Genomic DNA, 17,760 nt, shown 5'->3' with positions numbered 1-17,760 from the left:
ATTTTTGGTAAGAACTATAAAATTTCAACTATGTCAACAATTCACATGATTCACTCCTACTGGGCTTATTTGGTACTCTTAGTATTGGTAGTGGCGGTTATTAATTCAATAATTGGTTTTTCCTCTAATAAGTCATTTAGTGATAAGGATCTTAGAATTAGTCTATTTGGACTTATTTTTACCCATATACAATTTCTTATAGGGTTTATTCTCTATTTTGTTTCTGATCGCTTCGCTGCTTGGGGTGAGCTAGGTATGGGTGTAATGAAGAATTCTGAACTTCGTAAGCTTCTTGTTGAGCATCCCTTAATGATCACAATTGCAATTGCTTTAATTACCATTGGTTGGTCTAAACATAAAAAAGAGCTTACCGATAAACGAAAATTTGGAAAGATCGCCTTCTTCTATGGAGTAGGGCTTTTGTTTATTTTGGCTGTTATTCCTTGGAATCAATGGTTTGCTTAAATAGTATTTAATAAGAATTAAACAGGCCCTTAATGAGGGGCCTGTTTAATTCTTATTCAACTTCTTTAACAAGATAGATATATACTGGGAAGTGATCTGAATATCCGCCAGTGTAGGCACCATTAGAATAACTTCTAAAAGGATAGCCTTTATATTGTCCTTCAGAAGCAATTAGGTAAGGTTTATTGAACACGTTAGCCTTCCAATAACGATAGGTGCTTCTATCCTCTTTTAATAATTCTTGAGTAAAGAATATCTGGTCGAATAAATTCCAGCTATCTCTGTATGCTAAAGAGCCATATCCCTTTTTTAACATATCCTCCATTGGGTTGAAGAGCTTTCCAGGTTTAACTCGATTTCTGTTACCTTCAGTTTCTAATATTTTTTTAAAGCTTGAATTGGTTGCATCATCATTGAAATCTCCCATGCTTATTATTTTGGCATTTGGATTTAATTGTACCAGTGAATCAATGATTTTTTTATTCAATCCTGCGGCAGCCTCTCGTCTCCATCTACTACGGGCTTCACCCCCACTTCTACTAGGCCAATGATTAACTATAAAATGAATTTCTTCACCATCAAATATACCGCTAACCAGAAGTTGATCGCGCGTATATACTCGTTTTTTGTTTTCGTCGAAAATACGTAATTCATGATTATGTGATGAATTTGGAGTAAAAACACTCTTTTTGTATAGCAGTGCTACATCGATTCCACGAGCATCAGGGGAATCAAAATGAATAATGCCATAGTTACTATCTTTTAGAAAAGTAGTGTTTATAAGGTCCATCAAAACCGTTTTATTTTCAATTTCACTCACTCCAACTATGTCCGGAGTATTTTTTGTTACATCAAATCCAATTTCAGAAATAACTTTCGCTATATTATTTACATGACTGTTATATTTTTCCGACGTCCAGCGATCTGATCCTGTAGGAGTTCGATCATCATCAAGGATTTTTGGGTCGTTAATGGTGTCAAATAAATTTTCAACATTATAGAATGCTATTGTTCGGGCAATATATTTTTTTTCGGATTGACCCCAAGATAGATTCACTGTACCTATAATTAAAGCCAGTATTAGTAAATTGTAATATCTCATAGTTTGAAATTATGAATGTGTAAAAATGTAACAAATTGAACTCCAAAAGTACTTAATTCTTTTAAATGGCGTACATTTGTTACGGTTAACATAAAATTATGTTAGCAATTCATTAAAATTTAATTTAATTCTATGAGAAAACAATTGTTACTATTTCTTCTTTCAGTGTTTTCTTTGGGTGGTTTTGCTCAATCAGTCTCTGTGAAGGGGATTGTGGTTGATGCGCTTACCAAGGAACCATTGCAAGGGGTAGAAGTAGGTATCGAAGGTAAACTTCTAAAAGTGATTACCACTCCAAATGGAGAATTTTCATTTAATGAAGTTGTTTCTGGTAGCTATGTTATTCAGGTTTATAGTACAGGATATGTAACTAAAACCTTAAAGGTAGTTGTTTCAGACACACTAGTTAATTTGGGTACAATTTTACTTGAAAAGGATATCACCCAAGATTTTTCTGATAATTTGATTACACTTACCGAGAATGATTTGGACGATGATGAAAGTGGAGCTGATGTGACTTCAGGATTGTTACAGGCTACTAGAGACATCTTTTTAAATCGTGCTGCTTTTGATTTTGGACAAGCATTTTTCAGAGTACGGGGGTATGATTCGCAGGAAGCCAAGGTGCTAATTAATGGTATTCCAATGAATAAAATGTTCAATGGAAGACCTCAATGGAGTAATTGGGGTGGTTTGAATGATGTTACTAGAAATCAGCATCTTTCAACTGGGTTAGATGCTTCAGATTATACCTTTGGAGGTGTTTTTGGTTCTACTAATATTACAACAAGACCTTCCGAAAATAGACCAGGTTTCCGTTTATCCAGTTCTACTTCTAATCGTACTTATTCGGGACGCTTAATGGCTACCTATAATTCAGGTATGCAGCAAAACGGTATAGCCTACGCTGTTTCAGCGTCTAGGAGATGGGCTGAAGAGGGCTATATTGATGGGACACTTTACAATGCATATTCACTTTTTGGAGCATTTGAATATAAGATTAATGATAATCATAGTATTAGTGCTACTGGGATATTTACCCCAAATAGAAGAGGACGTTCATCTTCTATTACAGAGGAAGTATTTAAATTAAAGGGTAGAAAGTACAATCCATTTTGGGGTATGCAGGAAGGCGACTTACGTAACTCACGAATGCGTGAAATTGCTGAACCAATTGTAATGTTGACTCATTATTTTCAAAAGGATAATAAGAGTCTACAAACTACGGTAGCTTACCAATTTGGAAAAATTGGAAATACTCGATTATTAAATTCCAATGCTCGTAACCTAGATCCAACCTATTATCGTAATATGCCAAGCTACTATTTAAATTTAGAAGTGGGTCCAGATTATGAAAATTCAGAATTAGCAAGACTAAATTTCCTCGCTGATCCTCAATTGAATTGGGAAACTATTTATAAGGCAAATATGCGTCATGGAACTGACGGACGTAGTGCTTATATTATCAGTGAAGATCGGACAGATGACAAAACATTGTCTATTAACATGAATTATAGGGAGCAAATTAATCAAAATGTACGTTGGAACAGCGGGCTAACTTTTAGCAATCTTAAATCTCAAAATTTTGCAGAGGTGACGGATTTGCTTGGGGGTATGTTTTTTTTGGACTATGATTATTTTACAAATACTTCTAATGATTTAGGAAGTACTTTGATTAAAAGTGTTGGGGATAAACATAGTTATAATTATAAGATTGATGCAAACACCTTTAATTTGTTTAATCAGATACAGTTAACATACAACAAGGTTGATTTTTTTGTTGCTGGAGATTATACTTATACTGGAATGCAACGTAATGGGCTTTTTGAAAATGAATTATTTCCTACTTCTTATGGAAAAGGGGAAAAGGTCTCTTTTCAAAATTTAAGTGCAAAAGCAGGACTAACCTACAAGATATCTGGACGTCATATGTTAAATTTCAATGGCGGATACCTTACCAAAGCTCCAACAATACGTAATACGTTTGCTAATTCGAGGTCAAATAATGATATAATTCCAAATCTTAAAAGTGAAAAAATTACAAGTGGTGATGCAAGTTATATCATACGTATGCCGTACTTTAAAATGCGTCTTTCTGGTTATTACACACAATTCAAAGATGCTGTGGAAACTGCCTTTTTCTATGCAGATGGTTTGGCATTGGATGCTGTAGACAGTGGATTGGATGGCAGCTTAAATCAAGATTTTTTGGCACAGGCTGTTGTTGGTGTTGATAAGTTGCATTTTGGAGGAGAGTTTGGTGCAGAGGTTCAGGTAACACCTACGCTAAAGGCTACAGCCGCTGCTGCTGTTGGACAATTTACTTATACTAATAATCCAGATGTATACATTTCATCAGATGAAATAAATATGTTGAATATGGGTTCAGCCACCTTGAAAGATTATCATGTAGCTTCAGGGCCTCAACGTGCCTATTCTGTTGGTGTTGAATATCGTGATCCAAAATATTGGTGGATTGGTGTGACTGGAAATTACCTTTCAAATAACTATGTAGGATTGTCAGCTTTGACACGTACTCAAAACTTTTTTATTAATCCAGATGATCCAAATAATTACCCATTTCCGGAGGCAACTGAAGAACATGCTCGAGAATTATTAAAGCAAAAGCGTTTAGAGGACTTCTTTTTGGTAAATTTAATAGGAGGTAAATCTTGGAGAGTAAAAGGTACTTACGTAAGTTTATTTGCTAGTATTAATAATGCACTTGATGACACATTCAGAACGGGTGGTTTTGAGCAGTCAAGGGCTGTAAATTACCGTGAAATGGCCCGAGATAATGCTCAAGGAAATCCTACATTCGGCCCTCGTTATTTTTATGGGTTTGGGAGAACATATTTCGTGAATTTAGCTGTAAGCTTTTAATCGAATAATTAAAAAGACACCGAATAGGTTTAAACATAAAAACAGTAACAGATGAAAACATATATTTTTAAAAGTTTATTTATAGCTTTTTCTGCTGCAGGAGTACTTACCTCCTGTGTAAAGGATGATGACTATAAAATCCCTGATTTTGCATGCAATGAGACACCTCTTGAAGTAACTAAGACAATCAAAGAAGTGTTTGATGTAGCAACATCAACAGCGCAACCTTATAATGGGAGTGATGTAATTGAAGGATACGTGGTATCTAGTGATGAAGGAGGTAACTTCTTCAAAACAATTTCATTTCAGGCAGCTGATGGCTCTATTGGATTTAGTGTTCCAGTCGATGTGTCTAATTTATATTCTGAATTTGAAGTAGGTAGGAAAATTAAGGTGAAATTAGAAGATCGTTATATACAGCGTCGAGACAATCAACTACAAATAGGCGATTTATACGGGACTAATATTGGACGCTTACCACAAACGATTTATTTAGATGTATTAAACCGTTCTTGTGATGTAGTTGAAGAAGAAACTCTTGTAAACCGTGTTTCAATACGTGATATCTCAGATGCACATCTCAATACACTTATTGAGTTGGAAGATGTACAGTTTAAAGATGAGGCTGTTGGTAAAACATTCTATGATTCAGATAATGTGTTAGGAGGAGCAACAAATCATCATTTAATTGATAATTTAGGTTATGAAGTGATTTTCAGAACTAGTGAATTTGCAAATTTTGCACAACAGAGTGTTCCTTCAGGAAGTGGTTCAGTTCGTGGTATTTTAACGAAATTTGGAAATGATTACCAATTTCTAGCTCGTACTATAGAGGATGTGAAACTAGGTAATTCAAGATTTTCAAATGATCGACTTGGAATAGGAGCCCTTCGTAATATGCATAGTGGGTCTACAATTACGTTAAACGACGAGCGATTTATTGAAGGAGTTGTAATCTTATCAGGATATTTAGATGGTTCAGTTAATAAAGGAGTAATTACATCCCGTAATGCTATAATTCAAGATGAAACGGGAGGGATCAATATTTTCTTCCTTTCTTCACCTGCGCAGAAACTTGTTGAAGGAACCAGGGTAAAGGTTAACTTAGATGGCAAAAGATTAAGTACTTTCAATGGAGTGCTACAAGTTTCAGATGTAAATTTCGATACAGATTTGACTTCTCTTTCGGTAGGATCATTACCGACACCTAAGGTGGTTACTATTGCAGAATTAAGTGGAAATAAATATGAATCTCAGCTGATACAAATAAACAATGTCCAATTTAATGAGGCTATGCAGGGAACGACCTATAGTGGTAACAAAATATTGACTGATTGTAATGAATCAATTGCTTTGTATACTCGTTCTGGTGCCTTGTTCAGTGGTACAAATATAGTTTCAGGTAATGGAGCATTTGTTGGTGTCGCTACTAGTTTTAATGGGACACCTCAATTGTACTTACGAAATTTAGATGGAGTTGTTGGAATGAATGGAGCTCGTTGCCAAGAACCGGTAGCATTTTTTACTGAAGACTTTTCTGGAGGAATACCTGCGAATTGGGTGAATACAACTACTACTGGAACCAAAAATTGGTCGGTTGCAAGTTTTAGTGGGGTATTCTATGCTCAGCAGTCTGCTTTTGTGTCCGGCGGTAGTCCATTAAACTTAGTGTCTTGGTTAATCACACCTGCAATTAATATGGATGCCCAACAAAATGAATATATCAGGTTAAAAATTGCAGATGCCTTCCAAAATGGAAACCCTTTAAAATTGATGTACTCAGTAGATTTCGACGGAAACTCTCCTGGTACTGCAACTTGGAATGAAATAGGTTCAGATCATATTGCAGATCTAATAAACAACAGCGGGTTTTATGATAATGTTTATGAAACTACTGATCCAATTGATATCTCCTTTTTAAATGGGAATGTTTATTTTGCATTGGTATATGATAGTAATGCTGGAAATATTACAACTACAGTGCAATTTGAGAGCATTCAATTGTTTGGAAACTAAAAACTGGTTCATTATTCAAAAGCCCACAATTTATTGTGGGCTTTTTTATGTTGACAAAGGCATTAAATAGGGTTATTTTAGAATAAAGAAATTCAATGGTTTTCAAAGAATTGTATATTAGAAAGTGGTAACTTTGAGCATAGTTGCTTTATATAATATAAAATATACCTTTAAGATGGCAGTATTTTCAATAGAAAACTTGTTTGAAGCTATTAGGCTAAATAAACTAGAAATGGTGGCAACCATTCTTAAAGAATATCCCAGCTGGGTAAATGTACATGATCATAGAGGTTCTACTCCCTTGATATTGTCCGCTTATTACAATCATAGAGAAATGGTAACGTTATTACTTTCCAATAATGTAGATGTGAATGGAAGGGATGCCTCAGGTAATACCGCTTTAATGGGAGTATGTTTTAAAGGATATGAGGATATTGCAAGGATACTTATTGAGGCTGGAGCACAAATTAATGCAGTCAATTCCAATGGCGCTTCGGCATTAGTATATGCAGTTACTTTTAATCAAATTGGATTAGTACGTCTATTATTGAAAAATAATGCGGACAAGACCATTACCGATACCAAAGGGAATACTCCTGTAATGCTTGCCCGTATGCAAGGACTAGAAGATATTGCTGTATTATTAGATTCTTAAATGGACACTTGGAAACTCATACGGTTCAGTGATAAATTCCATAAAAAGGAGTTGTTGCTGTCCTATTCTAGATACAAAGTATTTAAAGAATTTTTGTTGCAACAACTAGGTTCTAAAATTTTGGTTATTAATTCTAACAATGGGTGTATGGTTTTTTATGACACTCCTTTTAATAATAGTGAACTAATTAAAGATGCTTTTTATTCTATAGGCAAACCTAGTCTTTCAAAAGTGATTATAGTTCAGAATTTTGAAACTCATGAACAATCAAAGGAATTTTATCAATCGGAAATTCGTCGTATTTATAGAATGCCTCAACATTTTTTAGCCTATTCTAAAAGTATGTTTGGAGTTTTTAAATCGCCAATTGAGGCAGCATCAATTCCCTTGGCGGAAACCATTGTACGTACTTTTTTAGAAATTGTTAAGGATTATAAAACGCCTGACACATCTAATAATGTTTTAATCTTTCTTCGAAATGTATTGTTTGAATTTGATTCTAAATTGCATCAAGAATTACTCAATGAAGCTTTTTCAGATGTAAAAAGAAATTGATATTAGACAATTTTTAAGGTTTTCGATTAAACAATAAGTGGCTGAATCTTCAATTGTATACCTTTGCAGAATTAAGTAACAAGGCCTAATAGGCAGTTTTAGAAAAAGCAGCACACACAATGCTTGAAAAACAACAAATTGAATATGAGAAGGTAGTACTCATTGGAGTAATTACACAACAACAAGATGAATCCAAATCTAGGGAATATCTTGATGAATTGGAATTTTTAACTTATACCGCAGGCGGAGAAGTTATTCAACGATTTACTCAAAAGATAGATGTGCCTAATCCTAAAACCTTTATTGGTACAGGGAAAATGGAAGAAGTTGAAATATTTGTTAATGAACATGAAGTAGGGACCGTTATTTTTGATGATGAATTATCTCCAGCTCAACAAAAAAACATTGAACGTATTTTAAAATGCAAAATACTCGATCGTACTAGCCTTATTCTAGATATTTTTGCACAACGTGCTCAAACTAGTTATGCCCGTACACAAGTAGAATTAGCACAGTATCAATATTTATTACCTCGCCTAACTGGACTTTGGACGCACTTAGAAAGACAAAGAGGGGGTATTGGGATGAGAGGGCCTGGTGAGACTGAAATTGAGACTGACCGTAGGATTGTACGTGACCGAATTGCTCTTTTAAAGAAAAAACTTGAGACTATTGATAAACAGATGGCTACTCAAAGGAGCAATAGAGGTGCCTTGGTTAGAGTGGCCTTAGTGGGTTATACCAATGTAGGAAAGTCTACCTTGATGAATGTAATCGCTAAATCTGAAGTTTTTGCAGAAAACAAATTGTTTGCTACATTAGATACTACTGTTCGAAAAGTAGTTATAGGTAATTTACCTTTCTTATTAAGTGACACTGTTGGTTTTATTAGGAAGTTGCCAACCCAATTGGTGGAGTCATTTAAGAGTACCTTAGATGAAGTCAGGGAGGCAGATTTATTACTTCATGTAGTGGATATTTCCCATCCTAATTTTGAAGAACATATACATTCTGTAAATCAAATCTTGACTGAAATTAAAAGTGCTGATAAACCAACTATTATGGTTTTTAATAAAATAGATGCTTATGAACATTTGGCTATTGATGAGGATGATTTAATTACGGAAAAAACAGCAAAGTATTTTACTTTGGAAGAATGGAAGCAAACTTGGATGAACCGAATGGGGGATCATGTTTTGTTTATTTCAGCATTAAATAGGGATAATTTGGAAGAATTTCGTCAAAGGGTATATCAAGAAGTAAGGAGAATTCACGTTACTCGCTTTCCTTATAATAATTTTCTTTACCCTGAATTTATTGAAGAAGGGAACGAAGAAGAATAAAAAAAACCCATGTGGTGGGTTTTTTTTATAATTTATAGTTTATACCTAAACCAAACATTTCTCGGATTTGAAATGCCCCAACAGCATTGTCATCATAAATAGCTTGAAATATAAGATTTGTAGTAAGGTATTTATTGATAGTCATAACAACATTCATAGTGTAATCTATGTCTACATTTTGAGGATCTTCGAGATAATTGCTATATAAGCTAAGGATGTTTTCCATGGTTACATTGTCCATTAGTTTCAATTTGGCATAACCTGAAAGCGAGGCACCAAACTCTAGGCGAGATGATTTACCTTGATCAACTCCAAAATATGAACCATCAGGCAGACCATTTGTAAAGGCTTTGTCAACCAAAATCCATCTAGCCGTTGCAGGAGCAATGTTTATTTTTAGATTATCATTTTTTTTCCATAACATACCAGGTCCAATCTGGATATAGGCAGGAGATAGGAAATGAGTGATTTCAGTGCGGGTTTGATTACCGTCGATATCAGTTGCAAATTCATATCCTTTGGTTATTTGTGTGCGAAAGTTTAGAAATGCCGAATAGTACCAGTTTTTCCCAGCTTTTTTTCCTAATAGGGAATTAAATTCCAATCTATCATTTGTTTTTTTTGTGAAATCATCATTTTTAATTTTCGTAAGTCCATAATCAAGAAGAAGTTTATTGTCCCAATTCCAGTCTTCTTTTTTGTAATTGAAATCATAACTTACAGCAATATTCCCCGCTATATTACTTGTTCCACCTCCTAACCATTCTGCGTTAAAAGCTGATTGATTAAAAATAAAGGAGACATTTCCTCCTATTTTCCAGCCATCTTTTGGTGCCTCAGTTTCTTGACTAAAGCTGGTTAGGGTAGTAAAAATCATGAATGCACTTACTAATTTTTTCATATAATATGGTTTTCTTTAAGGAATTATTGGGTTTATTCAAAAAATGCTAGTCTTTTCTTTTTTTGTACAATGGAACAGAGGAACAAGCTTCTCCATAAAAAATACTTCTAACAACAGGTTGTAGTTTTTCCATGGCCAGTATATAGGCATTTTGAGGGACTGATTTTTTAGAACATCCCTTTACAATGATTGGCTTGTCTTTGAATGTACTGAAGTCCATATTATTTAGAATATCTTGGTATATGCTCGTTTCTAGTGATTCCATATTTCCTATAACTACTTTTTTCACATGCGGGATAAGATAGGAGGAGATTAGCATAAAGGCCCAAGCTGGAATTATAGCATCTGAAGAACAGTATAATGCAACATATGCGTCCTTGTATTGTTCCCAGTCGTAATTTTTGGCTTTATCTCTAAATTCTTTTTCACGTAAAACGATTCCTTCATGTAGCCAATCAGAAATGTCAAGGGCCATTCTTTCACCAGTTACGTAGTAGTCCTCAAGATCAAAAGTAAGTAAGTTACTTTGAGCAACTTTATTAATGATTTCATCCATGGGAAAGTAGTGTTATAGTAACCCTAATTCTAATTTTGCTTCTTCACTCATTAGATCTTGACTCCAAGGTGGATCAAAAGTGATTTCTACTTCGGCTCCCTTTACTTCATCTATAGATTTTACTTTCTCTTCAACTTCCACTGGAAGTGTTTCTGCAACTGGACAATTTGGTGTGGTAAGTGTCATTAAGATTTTCACATCATAATCCTCATTAACAAATACATCGTATATAAGTCCTAATTCGTAGATATCTACAGGGATTTCAGGGTCGTAAATTGTTTTTAATACTCTTACAATTTTTTCGCCTAAGTCGGCTGTATTTAGGGTAGTATCAGACATGGTTATGTGTTTTATGTATTAGTTTAATTGTGTTTGATATGCAATGGCATAAAGTTTTAGTTGTTTAATCATACTTACTAATCCATTAGCTCTTGTTGGAGATAAATGTTCTTTTAAACCAATTCTATCGATGAAATTAGTATCAGCATCAATTATATCTTTTGGAGATTGGTTTGAGAAAACACGAACTAAAATAGCAATGACTCCTTTAGTAAGTATAGCATCACTGTCAGCTGTAAAGATTATTTTGTCTTCTTTTAAGGACGCATGTACCCATACCTTACTTTGACATCCTTTAATTAAGTTGTCCTCTGTTTTGTATTGAGGGTCTATCAGTGGAAGTGATTTGCCTAATTCAATAATATATTCATAACGTTGCATCCAGTCATCAAACATTGAAAACTCGTCTACAATATCTTCTTGTATTTCTTGTATAGTCATCAATTAAGAATTTGATACAAAAATACAAATAGAAATGGTGCTATTCAACAGTTTGTGACAATGTTAGTATAGCTTTTACCAATGATGAAATTCCTTTCGGAGGGTGGCCATGATCAAAGGGCTGTGATTGGTAATGTTTTCCACCTTTAATTATTAATAATTGGGCATGGGCAGCACCATCATAAAGTCTCTTTTTTGAAGGGGCTTCTTCCTTAGAAATATTTTCTAAATTAATTTGGTTGAGTTTTTGAATCAATTGTTTCCATTGATATTGTGAAATAGGAATTAATTCTCCTTTATCATCAGGAGTTGTCTTTAATATAATTTGATTTGAACTTATATGAATGGAGAGGTATGACCCTCTACTAATAGATTCATATTGGAGGTAACAATCATCCTGTGAATGGTAGGAAATATTAAATGTAGTAAGTATTAATAGTAGTAGGTACATTCCATTATGTTTAATTTAAAAATATAAACAAAAAAGACGCCAAAATTGGCGTCTTTATTAAAAAATTGGTTGGTTAAAGTGCTTTTATGGTGGTGTTGTTTCTTTAAAGCAAGGCGAATATACATTATTTTTAACAACAAAATAACATTTTGCTTAAGAAAAATTAATGTTGTCCCTTTTTTTTTCAATATTTAAGGAATAATAACCATAATAAGGAAAGTAAATGTTAGATTTTAAAGTAACATGTTTTTAGCTTGTATAATGCCTTCTACTAAATAATCTATTTCTTCCTTAGTATTGTAAAATGAAAAACTAGCTCTTACAGTTCCAGGAATTTTATAGAAATCCATTATTGGCTGTGCACAGTGATGGCCGGTTCGTACTGCAATCCCAAGTTTGTCTAAAATACTGCCAATATCATAAGGATGAATTCCATCAATATTAAAGGAAATGACAGAAGTTTTATTGGTAGCCGTTCCATAAATTTTTAACCCATTAATCTCCAAAAGTCTCTTAGTAGCATATTCTAGTAATTGGTTCTCATAGGAAGCAATGTTTTCCATTCCTAGCTTATTAATATAATCAATAGCTGTTCCAAATACAATACCTCCACATATGTTAGGTGTTCCTGCTTCAAATTTATGAGGAAGGTCCGCGTAGGTAGTTTTTTCAAATGAAACTTCAGCAATCATTTCCCCACCACCTTGATATGGTGGAAGTTTTTTAAGCCAAGCCTCTTTCCCATAAAGAATGCCTACTCCCGTTGGACCACACATTTTATGAGCAGAAACCACATAAAAATCAACATCTAGGGCTTGGACATCTGCCTTAATATGAGGTGCAGCTTGAGCACCATCAATAAGAACAGCAGCCCCAAAAGCATGAGCTTTACGAATGATGTCTTTAATCGGATTGATTGTGCCTAAGGCATTGGATATATGATTTACGAATACCAGTTTTGTTTTTTCCGAGAGTATTTTTTCGTATTCAGAAATAACTAATTCTCCATTTTCGTTCATTGGAATTACTTTCAAAGTAGCTCCTGTTCTTTCACATAGCATTTGCCAAGGTACAATATTGCTATGATGCTCCATAGCAGATACAATTAACTCATCTCCTTTATTTAAAAGAGAGGAAAACCCGTTGGCAACCATATTGATACCATGAGTAGTCCCACTAGTAAATATTATTTCGTGTGAATGGGCTGCATTAAAGTGCTTTTGGAGTTTAATTCGGGCATTTTCGTATGCGTCTGTAGCCTCTTGACTTAAAGAGTGAACTCCTCTATGGATATTAGCATTGAGATAGCTGTAATAGTGTACAATTGCATCAATAACCAATTGAGGCTTTTGAGATGTTGCGGCATTATCAAAATAGACTAAAGGCTTGCCATTTACCATTCTAGCAAGGATAGGAAAGTCGTTGCGAATTGCTTTTATGTCCAATGTGTTGATGTGCGCTGTGCTCATAATTTATTATAAATCAAATCCAATATTAACTCCCAGTTTCATGGCAATTAGTTTATGAATACGTTCTTTGACTTCAGGAATTTTAACTGATTCTAAGACATTGTTTGCAAATCCATAAGTAAGCAATGCTTGAGCTTCTTTTCTTGGAATTCCTCTGGTTAGTAGGTAGAAGAGGGCATCTTCGTCAAGTTGACCTATGGTACATCCATGTGAACACTTTACGTCATCGGCGAATATTTCCAACTGAGGTTTGGTGTTAATTGTAGCTGTATCGTCTAATAGAATATTGTTGTTTTGTTGGAATGCGTTGGTTTTTTGAGCTTCTTTTTCAACCTTTATTTTTCCATTAAAAACACCAACGCTTTTATCTGAAAATATTCCTTTGTAATCTTGGTGACTTTCACAATTAGGTTGAGCGTGGTCAACCAATGTATAATGGTCAACATGTTGTTTATCGCCAATAATAGTTACTCCTTTTAAAGTTGATTCTATATGCTCGTCTTTATGAAAGAAGTTTAAATTATTTCTAGTTATATTTCCTCCAAAGGAAAATGTATGAACTGATGCATGACTATGGCGTTGTTGAGAGATAAACGTGTTATCTATTAAAGACGCAGATTTACTATCATTTTGAATTTTGTAATAGTCTACGATCGCATTTTTGTTTGCAAAAATCTCAGTTACTGAATTCGTTAGAACTGGATTGCCAGAAAGACTTTGATGGCGTTCAATTATTTGAACATGTGAATTTTCCCCAACAATAATTAAATTCCTAGGGTGCAGCATCAAGGCTTCATCTCTTCCAGTTGAAAAGTGAAGTATCTGGATCGGTTTGTTTACAACTTTTCCCTTGGGAATATTAATATAAGCTCCTTCTCTGCTAAAGGCAGTATTTAATGCTGTCAGGCTATCTTCTTTGTCGGTAATTTTATTAAAAAAATTATCGATAACCATTTTGTACTTAGGTTTTGTTAATGCCGAGCTCATTAGGCAAACATCTAGTCCGTCATGTGAAGTGGCTGAAAGGTTGGAACTGTATACACCATCAACAAAAACAATTTTATAACTATCAATATCATGAATAAAGTATTTTTTAATGTCACTAAATTCCAATGAATTGTCTTCTTTTGGGAAAACGCTGTAGTTGTTCTTAAGTAGGGAATTTAAGGAGGTATACTTCCATGCCTCATCCTTTTTTGAAGGGAAGCCCTTTTCTTCAAACGTTTTGATAGCCTCACTACGAATGTCATGCACAGATGAATCTATATCCACCTGGTTTTCAAAAATCATAAAGGAAGAAACCAATTTGTCTTTTAATTCCATGGTTATTATGGTTTTGGATGCCATATAGAGGCATCTGTTTTTTTACCCGAAACCTGTTCCAATGCTTTGGTTACAAACTGTCCGGTTGTTGTTTTACTATTTTTTATTATCATTTCCATGGACCTGTCTGTAGTGTCCATGATGGCAGTTAAATCAAACTTCCAAATCCCCTTTTCATTTTCAAAATGAAAAAAATAGGGTAGTTCTTCATTATTTTGCTTCATTTGTATGATTGCATATTTGCCTTCACTTTCGATATCTGCTATTTCGATCCCGGCTACTTCATCCTTATTTATCCAACCTTTATTTATTGTATGAATAAATAGTTGTTTTCCTGTCATTTTAGATGCCGTATTATTTGGTATTCGATGCCTAACAGACAAAGTGATAAGTTGTTTCATGAATCCAAATGAAGCAATTTCTACACTGTCCGAATGCAAGGCTGCTTGAAGTGCATTCGTGTAAAAATCTTTTGTATTTTGGTTGACTATTGAATATGCTTTTTCGCCATCATTTGTTAATATTGCTTCTTTGTAAATTGAAAAGGCCTTTCTAATAGCAGCTTTATCTTGAGAAGATCCAACTGTTATACAGCAAAAGCAACCTATGAAAAACCAAAATTTCACGTTTATACAGAAGCTTCTTGTTTAATCCAATCGTACCCTTTCTCTTCTAGCTCTAAAGCTAATTCTTTACCTCCAGATTTTACTATTCTACCATTAAATAGAACGTGTACATAATCAGGGACAATATATTCTAATAATCTTTGATAGTGAGTGATTACAACAACAGCATTCTCTTTTGAACGAAGTTTGTTTACCCCATTTGCTACTATTCGAAGTGCATCAATATCGAGGCCAGAATCAGTTTCATCTAATATGGCTAGTTTGGGCTCAAGCATGGCCATTTGAAATATTTCGTTACGTTTTTTTTCTCCTCCTGAGAAACCTTCATTTAAGGAGCGAGATAAAAATTTTCGATCGATTTCTAAAAGCTCAGCTTTTTCACGTATTTTCTTAAGCATTTCATTTGCAGGCATTTCTTCTAGTCCTTGTGCTTTCCTTGTTTCATTTATAGCCGTTTTTATGAAATTCGTAACGGTAACTCCAGGGATTTCCACTGGATATTGAAATGAAAGGAAAATCCCTTTGTGAGCGCGCTCCTCTGCTTCAAATTCATTTATGTTTTCATCATTTAAAAAGATGTCTCCTTGGGTAACTTCAAAGTTTTCATTTCCAGCTATTACTGAGGAGAGAGTACTTTTACCAGAACCGTTAGGTCCCATAATAGCATGCACTTCGCCAGCTTTTACTTCAAGATTTATCCCTTTAAGGATTTCTTTATCTTCCACACTTGCGTGTAAATTTTCAATTTTCAACATGATCTGTCAAGGTATTTGAATTTCCATCATTTAATCAATGATGGAAGTATTTTTAGTATCTGATTTTTTCACACTTATTATTTCGGTTATTTTTAGGAGATTTTTCCATCCTTCTTCATTGTTGGGGGTAATAATTCCTTTTACTGTAACCGAAGTCATATCAAATTCATCCGTTTGGAAAGTTCTAGATCTATTTGCCAATTCTTCTGTAAGTTCATTAATAGCAACAGCATATACTTCTGATTTTGTTTGTAAAACAGCACCGTCGGCAACATATAGAAATTCACCACTAAGGGTTTGTATTTCCTGAGAATTTTCATTTTTACAAGAAAATGCAATGATGAATAGAAGTGGTAAGATGATTTTCTTCATAGTTTACTAGTTATCCAACACTTCCTTCTAAGGAAATTTCTAATAGTTTTTGAGCTTCAACGGCAAACTCCATTGGAAGCTTATTTAATACTTCTTTACTAAAGCCATTGACTATTAGAGCAATTGCTTTTTCTGTATCAATGCCTCGTTGATTACAATAGAAGATTTGATCTTCACCAATCTTACTTGTCGTTGCCTCGTGTTCAATTTTAGCCGTTTTATTTTTGGCTTCAATATATGGGAATGTATGGGCTCCACATTTGTTACCCATTAAAAGAGAGTCACATTGAGAAAAGTTGCGAGCATTTTCAGCACGTGGACCAATTTTTACTAAACCACGGTAACTATTCTGAGAACGTCCTGCTGAAATTCCTTTTGAAATAATGGTACTTCTCGTGTTTTTGCCTAAGTGAATCATTTTTGTTCCCGTATCTGCTTGCTGGAAGTTATTGGTAACGGCTATCGAATAAAATTCTCCAATTGAATTATCGCCTTTAAGAACACATGAAGGATATTTCCAAGTTACAGCACTTCCAGTTTCTACTTGAGTCCAAGATATTTTTGCATTAGTTTCGCAAAGTCCACGTTTGGTAACAAAATTAAAAACCCCTCCTTTCCCTTCCTTGTCTCCAGGAAACCAGTTTTGTACAGTAGAATATTTAATTTCAGCATTATCAAGCGCTATAAGTTCTACTACTGCAGCATGAAGTTGGTTTTCATCTCGACTAGGAGCTGTGCATCCTTCGAGATAACTCACATAACTTCCTTGGTCAGCGATAACTAATGTGCGTTCAAATTGTCCTGTTCCTGCTTGATTAATTCGGAAATAGGTGGATAGTTCCATTGGGCATCGTACTCCTTTAGGGATATAACAGAAGGAACCATCTGAAAAAACAGCTGAATTTAAGGCAGCATAAAAATTGTCTTTTTGTGGGACTACTGTGCCTAAATATTTTCGAACAAGTTCCGGATGTTCTTGAATTGCTTCAGAAATAGAACAAAAAATAATTCCTTTTTCCGCTAGCGTTTTTTTGAAGGTTGTTGCGACAGATACGGAATCCATAACTATATCTACTGCTACACCAGCTAGACGTTTTTGTTCTTCTAAAGAAATTCCTAATTTTTTAAATGTTTCTAACAATTCCGGATCAACCTCATCCAGACTTTCATACTTATCCTTTTTTTTGGGAGCTGAATAGTAAGAAATTCCTTGAAAATCTGGTTTTTTATAGGTTACATTGGCCCATTCTGGTTCTTCCATTTCGGTCCATGCTCGGAATGATTCTAATCGCCATTCTGTCATCCATTCAGGCTCGTTTTTCTTTTTTGAAATGGCGCGTACGATATCCTCATTGAGTCCATTTGGAAAAGTCTCCGATTCAATGTCTGTGTAAAAACCGTACTCGTATTCTTTAGTTTCGAGCTCTTTCTTTAATTCTTCTTCAGTGTATTTTGACATAATGATTGTCTAAGAAATTGAAATTTTTGGATTAAAAAACAATCAGCTG

18 protein-coding genes are annotated in these 17,760 nt (G+C 34.4%); 6 read left to right on the top strand and 12 right to left on the bottom strand.

The window, feature by feature from the left end; translation table 11 throughout:
* The first annotated feature begins 30 nt into the window (after positions 1 to 30).
* Positions 31 to 465: a hypothetical protein gene (locus PT603_RS10475; protein WP_155805489.1), complete on the top strand. Its 435-nt coding sequence runs from the start codon at positions 31 to 33 to the stop codon at positions 463 to 465.
* 52 nt (positions 466 to 517) lie between these two features.
* Here the strand turns inward: PT603_RS10475 and PT603_RS10470 are convergent, their stop codons facing one another.
* Positions 518 to 1,567: an endonuclease/exonuclease/phosphatase family protein gene (locus PT603_RS10470; protein WP_008236705.1), complete on the bottom strand. Its 1,050-nt coding sequence runs from the start codon at positions 1,565 to 1,567 to the stop codon at positions 518 to 520.
* A gap of 132 nt (positions 1,568 to 1,699) precedes the next feature.
* Between PT603_RS10470 and PT603_RS10465 the strand changes: the two genes are divergently transcribed.
* The 5 genes from PT603_RS10465 (at position 1,700) to hflX (ending at position 9,019) form a co-directional block, all read left to right on the top strand.
* Complete coding sequence (locus PT603_RS10465; RefSeq protein WP_008236706.1) at positions 1,700 to 4,450, top strand: TonB-dependent receptor; 2,751 nt, start codon at positions 1,700 to 1,702, stop codon at positions 4,448 to 4,450.
* Between the two features lie 51 nt (positions 4,451 to 4,501).
* Positions 4,502 to 6,466 (top strand): DUF5689 domain-containing protein, encoded by a 1,965-nt coding sequence (locus PT603_RS10460; protein ID WP_008236708.1) that lies wholly within the window; start codon positions 4,502 to 4,504, stop codon positions 6,464 to 6,466.
* Positions 6,467 to 6,641: 175 nt separating this feature from the next.
* On the top strand, positions 6,642 to 7,121 hold the full coding sequence (locus PT603_RS10455) for an ankyrin repeat domain-containing protein (protein ID WP_008236712.1): 480 nt from the start codon (positions 6,642 to 6,644) through the stop codon (positions 7,119 to 7,121).
* Positions 7,122 to 7,676 (top strand): hypothetical protein, encoded by a 555-nt coding sequence (locus PT603_RS10450; protein WP_008236714.1) that lies wholly within the window; start codon positions 7,122 to 7,124, stop codon positions 7,674 to 7,676.
* 119 nt (positions 7,677 to 7,795) lie between these two features.
* Complete coding sequence (hflX, locus tag PT603_RS10445; RefSeq protein ID WP_008236715.1) at positions 7,796 to 9,019, top strand: GTPase HflX; 1,224 nt, start codon at positions 7,796 to 7,798, stop codon at positions 9,017 to 9,019.
* Between the two features lie 25 nt (positions 9,020 to 9,044).
* Here hflX and PT603_RS10440 read toward each other — a convergent pair whose 3' ends face one another.
* From PT603_RS10440 to sufB, 11 genes are all read right to left on the bottom strand, one after another.
* Complete coding sequence (locus PT603_RS10440) at positions 9,045 to 9,920, bottom strand: DUF3078 domain-containing protein (RefSeq protein ID WP_008236717.1); 876 nt, start codon at positions 9,918 to 9,920, stop codon at positions 9,045 to 9,047.
* A gap of 46 nt (positions 9,921 to 9,966) precedes the next feature.
* The gene (locus PT603_RS10435) at positions 9,967 to 10,476 is read right to left on the bottom strand and encodes a DUF2480 family protein (protein WP_008236719.1); all 510 of its coding nucleotides are present in this window, start codon (positions 10,474 to 10,476) and stop codon (positions 9,967 to 9,969) included.
* A 12-nt stretch (positions 10,477 to 10,488) separates the two neighbouring features.
* Positions 10,489 to 10,815: a DUF59 domain-containing protein gene (locus PT603_RS10430; protein WP_008236721.1), complete on the bottom strand. Its 327-nt coding sequence runs from the start codon at positions 10,813 to 10,815 to the stop codon at positions 10,489 to 10,491.
* Between the two features lie 18 nt (positions 10,816 to 10,833).
* Positions 10,834 to 11,256 carry a SufE family protein gene (locus PT603_RS10425; protein WP_008236722.1) on the bottom strand — a complete coding sequence of 141 codons (423 nt, stop codon included), beginning with the start codon at positions 11,254 to 11,256 and terminating at the stop codon, positions 10,834 to 10,836.
* Between the two features lie 40 nt (positions 11,257 to 11,296).
* The gene (locus PT603_RS10420) at positions 11,297 to 11,707 is read right to left on the bottom strand and encodes a hypothetical protein (protein ID WP_008236724.1); all 411 of its coding nucleotides are present in this window, start codon (positions 11,705 to 11,707) and stop codon (positions 11,297 to 11,299) included.
* A gap of 233 nt (positions 11,708 to 11,940) precedes the next feature.
* Positions 11,941 to 13,176, bottom strand: a complete 1,236-nt coding sequence (locus PT603_RS10415; protein WP_008236726.1) for an aminotransferase class V-fold PLP-dependent enzyme — start codon at positions 13,174 to 13,176, stop codon at positions 11,941 to 11,943.
* A gap of 6 nt (positions 13,177 to 13,182) precedes the next feature.
* Positions 13,183 to 14,499 (bottom strand): Fe-S cluster assembly protein SufD, encoded by a 1,317-nt coding sequence (sufD, locus tag PT603_RS10410; RefSeq protein WP_008236739.1) that lies wholly within the window; start codon positions 14,497 to 14,499, stop codon positions 13,183 to 13,185.
* Positions 14,500 to 14,504: 5 nt separating this feature from the next.
* Positions 14,505 to 15,125, bottom strand: a complete 621-nt coding sequence (locus tag PT603_RS10405) for a hypothetical protein (RefSeq protein ID WP_008236744.1) — start codon at positions 15,123 to 15,125, stop codon at positions 14,505 to 14,507.
* Between the two features lie 2 nt (positions 15,126 to 15,127).
* Positions 15,128 to 15,880: a Fe-S cluster assembly ATPase SufC gene (gene sufC, locus PT603_RS10400; protein ID WP_008236746.1), complete on the bottom strand. Its 753-nt coding sequence runs from the start codon at positions 15,878 to 15,880 to the stop codon at positions 15,128 to 15,130.
* Positions 15,881 to 15,910: 30 nt separating this feature from the next.
* Complete coding sequence (locus PT603_RS10395) at positions 15,911 to 16,252, bottom strand: hypothetical protein (RefSeq protein ID WP_008236748.1); 342 nt, start codon at positions 16,250 to 16,252, stop codon at positions 15,911 to 15,913.
* A 10-nt stretch (positions 16,253 to 16,262) separates the two neighbouring features.
* Positions 16,263 to 17,711, bottom strand: a complete 1,449-nt coding sequence (sufB, locus tag PT603_RS10390) for a Fe-S cluster assembly protein SufB (protein ID WP_008236750.1) — start codon at positions 17,709 to 17,711, stop codon at positions 16,263 to 16,265.
* Between the last annotated feature and the right edge of the window lie 49 nt (positions 17,712 to 17,760).

This window comes from Imtechella halotolerans, from assembly GCF_028743515.2.
GTDB classification, from domain to species: Bacteria; Bacteroidota; Bacteroidia; order Flavobacteriales; family Flavobacteriaceae; genus Imtechella; species Imtechella halotolerans.
Note: the sequence above shows the minus strand (reverse complement) of the source record. Positions and strands in the feature narration are given on the sequence as shown.

Excerpts from the sequence above, each read along its gene's own strand:
- PT603_RS10395 (WP_008236748.1), bottom strand. The coding sequence starts at position 16,252 with ATGAAGAAAATCATCTTACCACTTCTATTCATCATTGCATTTTCTTGT.
- PT603_RS10450 (WP_008236714.1), top strand. The coding sequence starts at position 7,122 with ATGGACACTTGGAAACTCATACGGTTCAGTGATAAATTCCATAAAAAG.
- PT603_RS10470 (WP_008236705.1), bottom strand. The coding sequence starts at position 1,567 with ATGAGATATTACAATTTACTAATACTGGCTTTAATTATAGGTACAGTG.
- PT603_RS10420 (WP_008236724.1), bottom strand. The coding sequence starts at position 11,707 with ATGTACCTACTACTATTAATACTTACTACATTTAATATTTCCTACCAT.
- PT603_RS10415 (WP_008236726.1), bottom strand. The coding sequence starts at position 13,176 with ATGAGCACAGCGCACATCAACACATTGGACATAAAAGCAATTCGCAAC.
- PT603_RS10475 (WP_155805489.1), top strand. The coding sequence starts at position 31 with ATGTCAACAATTCACATGATTCACTCCTACTGGGCTTATTTGGTACTC.
- PT603_RS10425 (WP_008236722.1), bottom strand. The coding sequence starts at position 11,256 with ATGACTATACAAGAAATACAAGAAGATATTGTAGACGAGTTTTCAATG.
- PT603_RS10455 (WP_008236712.1), top strand. The coding sequence starts at position 6,642 with ATGGCAGTATTTTCAATAGAAAACTTGTTTGAAGCTATTAGGCTAAAT.
- PT603_RS10460 (WP_008236708.1), top strand. The coding sequence starts at position 4,502 with ATGAAAACATATATTTTTAAAAGTTTATTTATAGCTTTTTCTGCTGCA.
- sufB (WP_008236750.1), bottom strand. The coding sequence starts at position 17,711 with ATGTCAAAATACACTGAAGAAGAATTAAAGAAAGAGCTCGAAACTAAA.
- hflX (WP_008236715.1), top strand. The coding sequence starts at position 7,796 with ATGCTTGAAAAACAACAAATTGAATATGAGAAGGTAGTACTCATTGGA.
- PT603_RS10435 (WP_008236719.1), bottom strand. The coding sequence starts at position 10,476 with ATGGATGAAATCATTAATAAAGTTGCTCAAAGTAACTTACTTACTTTT.
- sufC (WP_008236746.1), bottom strand. The coding sequence starts at position 15,880 with ATGTTGAAAATTGAAAATTTACACGCAAGTGTGGAAGATAAAGAAATC.
- sufD (WP_008236739.1), bottom strand. The coding sequence starts at position 14,499 with ATGGAATTAAAAGACAAATTGGTTTCTTCCTTTATGATTTTTGAAAAC.
- PT603_RS10430 (WP_008236721.1), bottom strand. The coding sequence starts at position 10,815 with ATGTCTGATACTACCCTAAATACAGCCGACTTAGGCGAAAAAATTGTA.
- PT603_RS10440 (WP_008236717.1), bottom strand. The coding sequence starts at position 9,920 with ATGAAAAAATTAGTAAGTGCATTCATGATTTTTACTACCCTAACCAGC.
- PT603_RS10465 (WP_008236706.1), top strand. The coding sequence starts at position 1,700 with ATGAGAAAACAATTGTTACTATTTCTTCTTTCAGTGTTTTCTTTGGGT.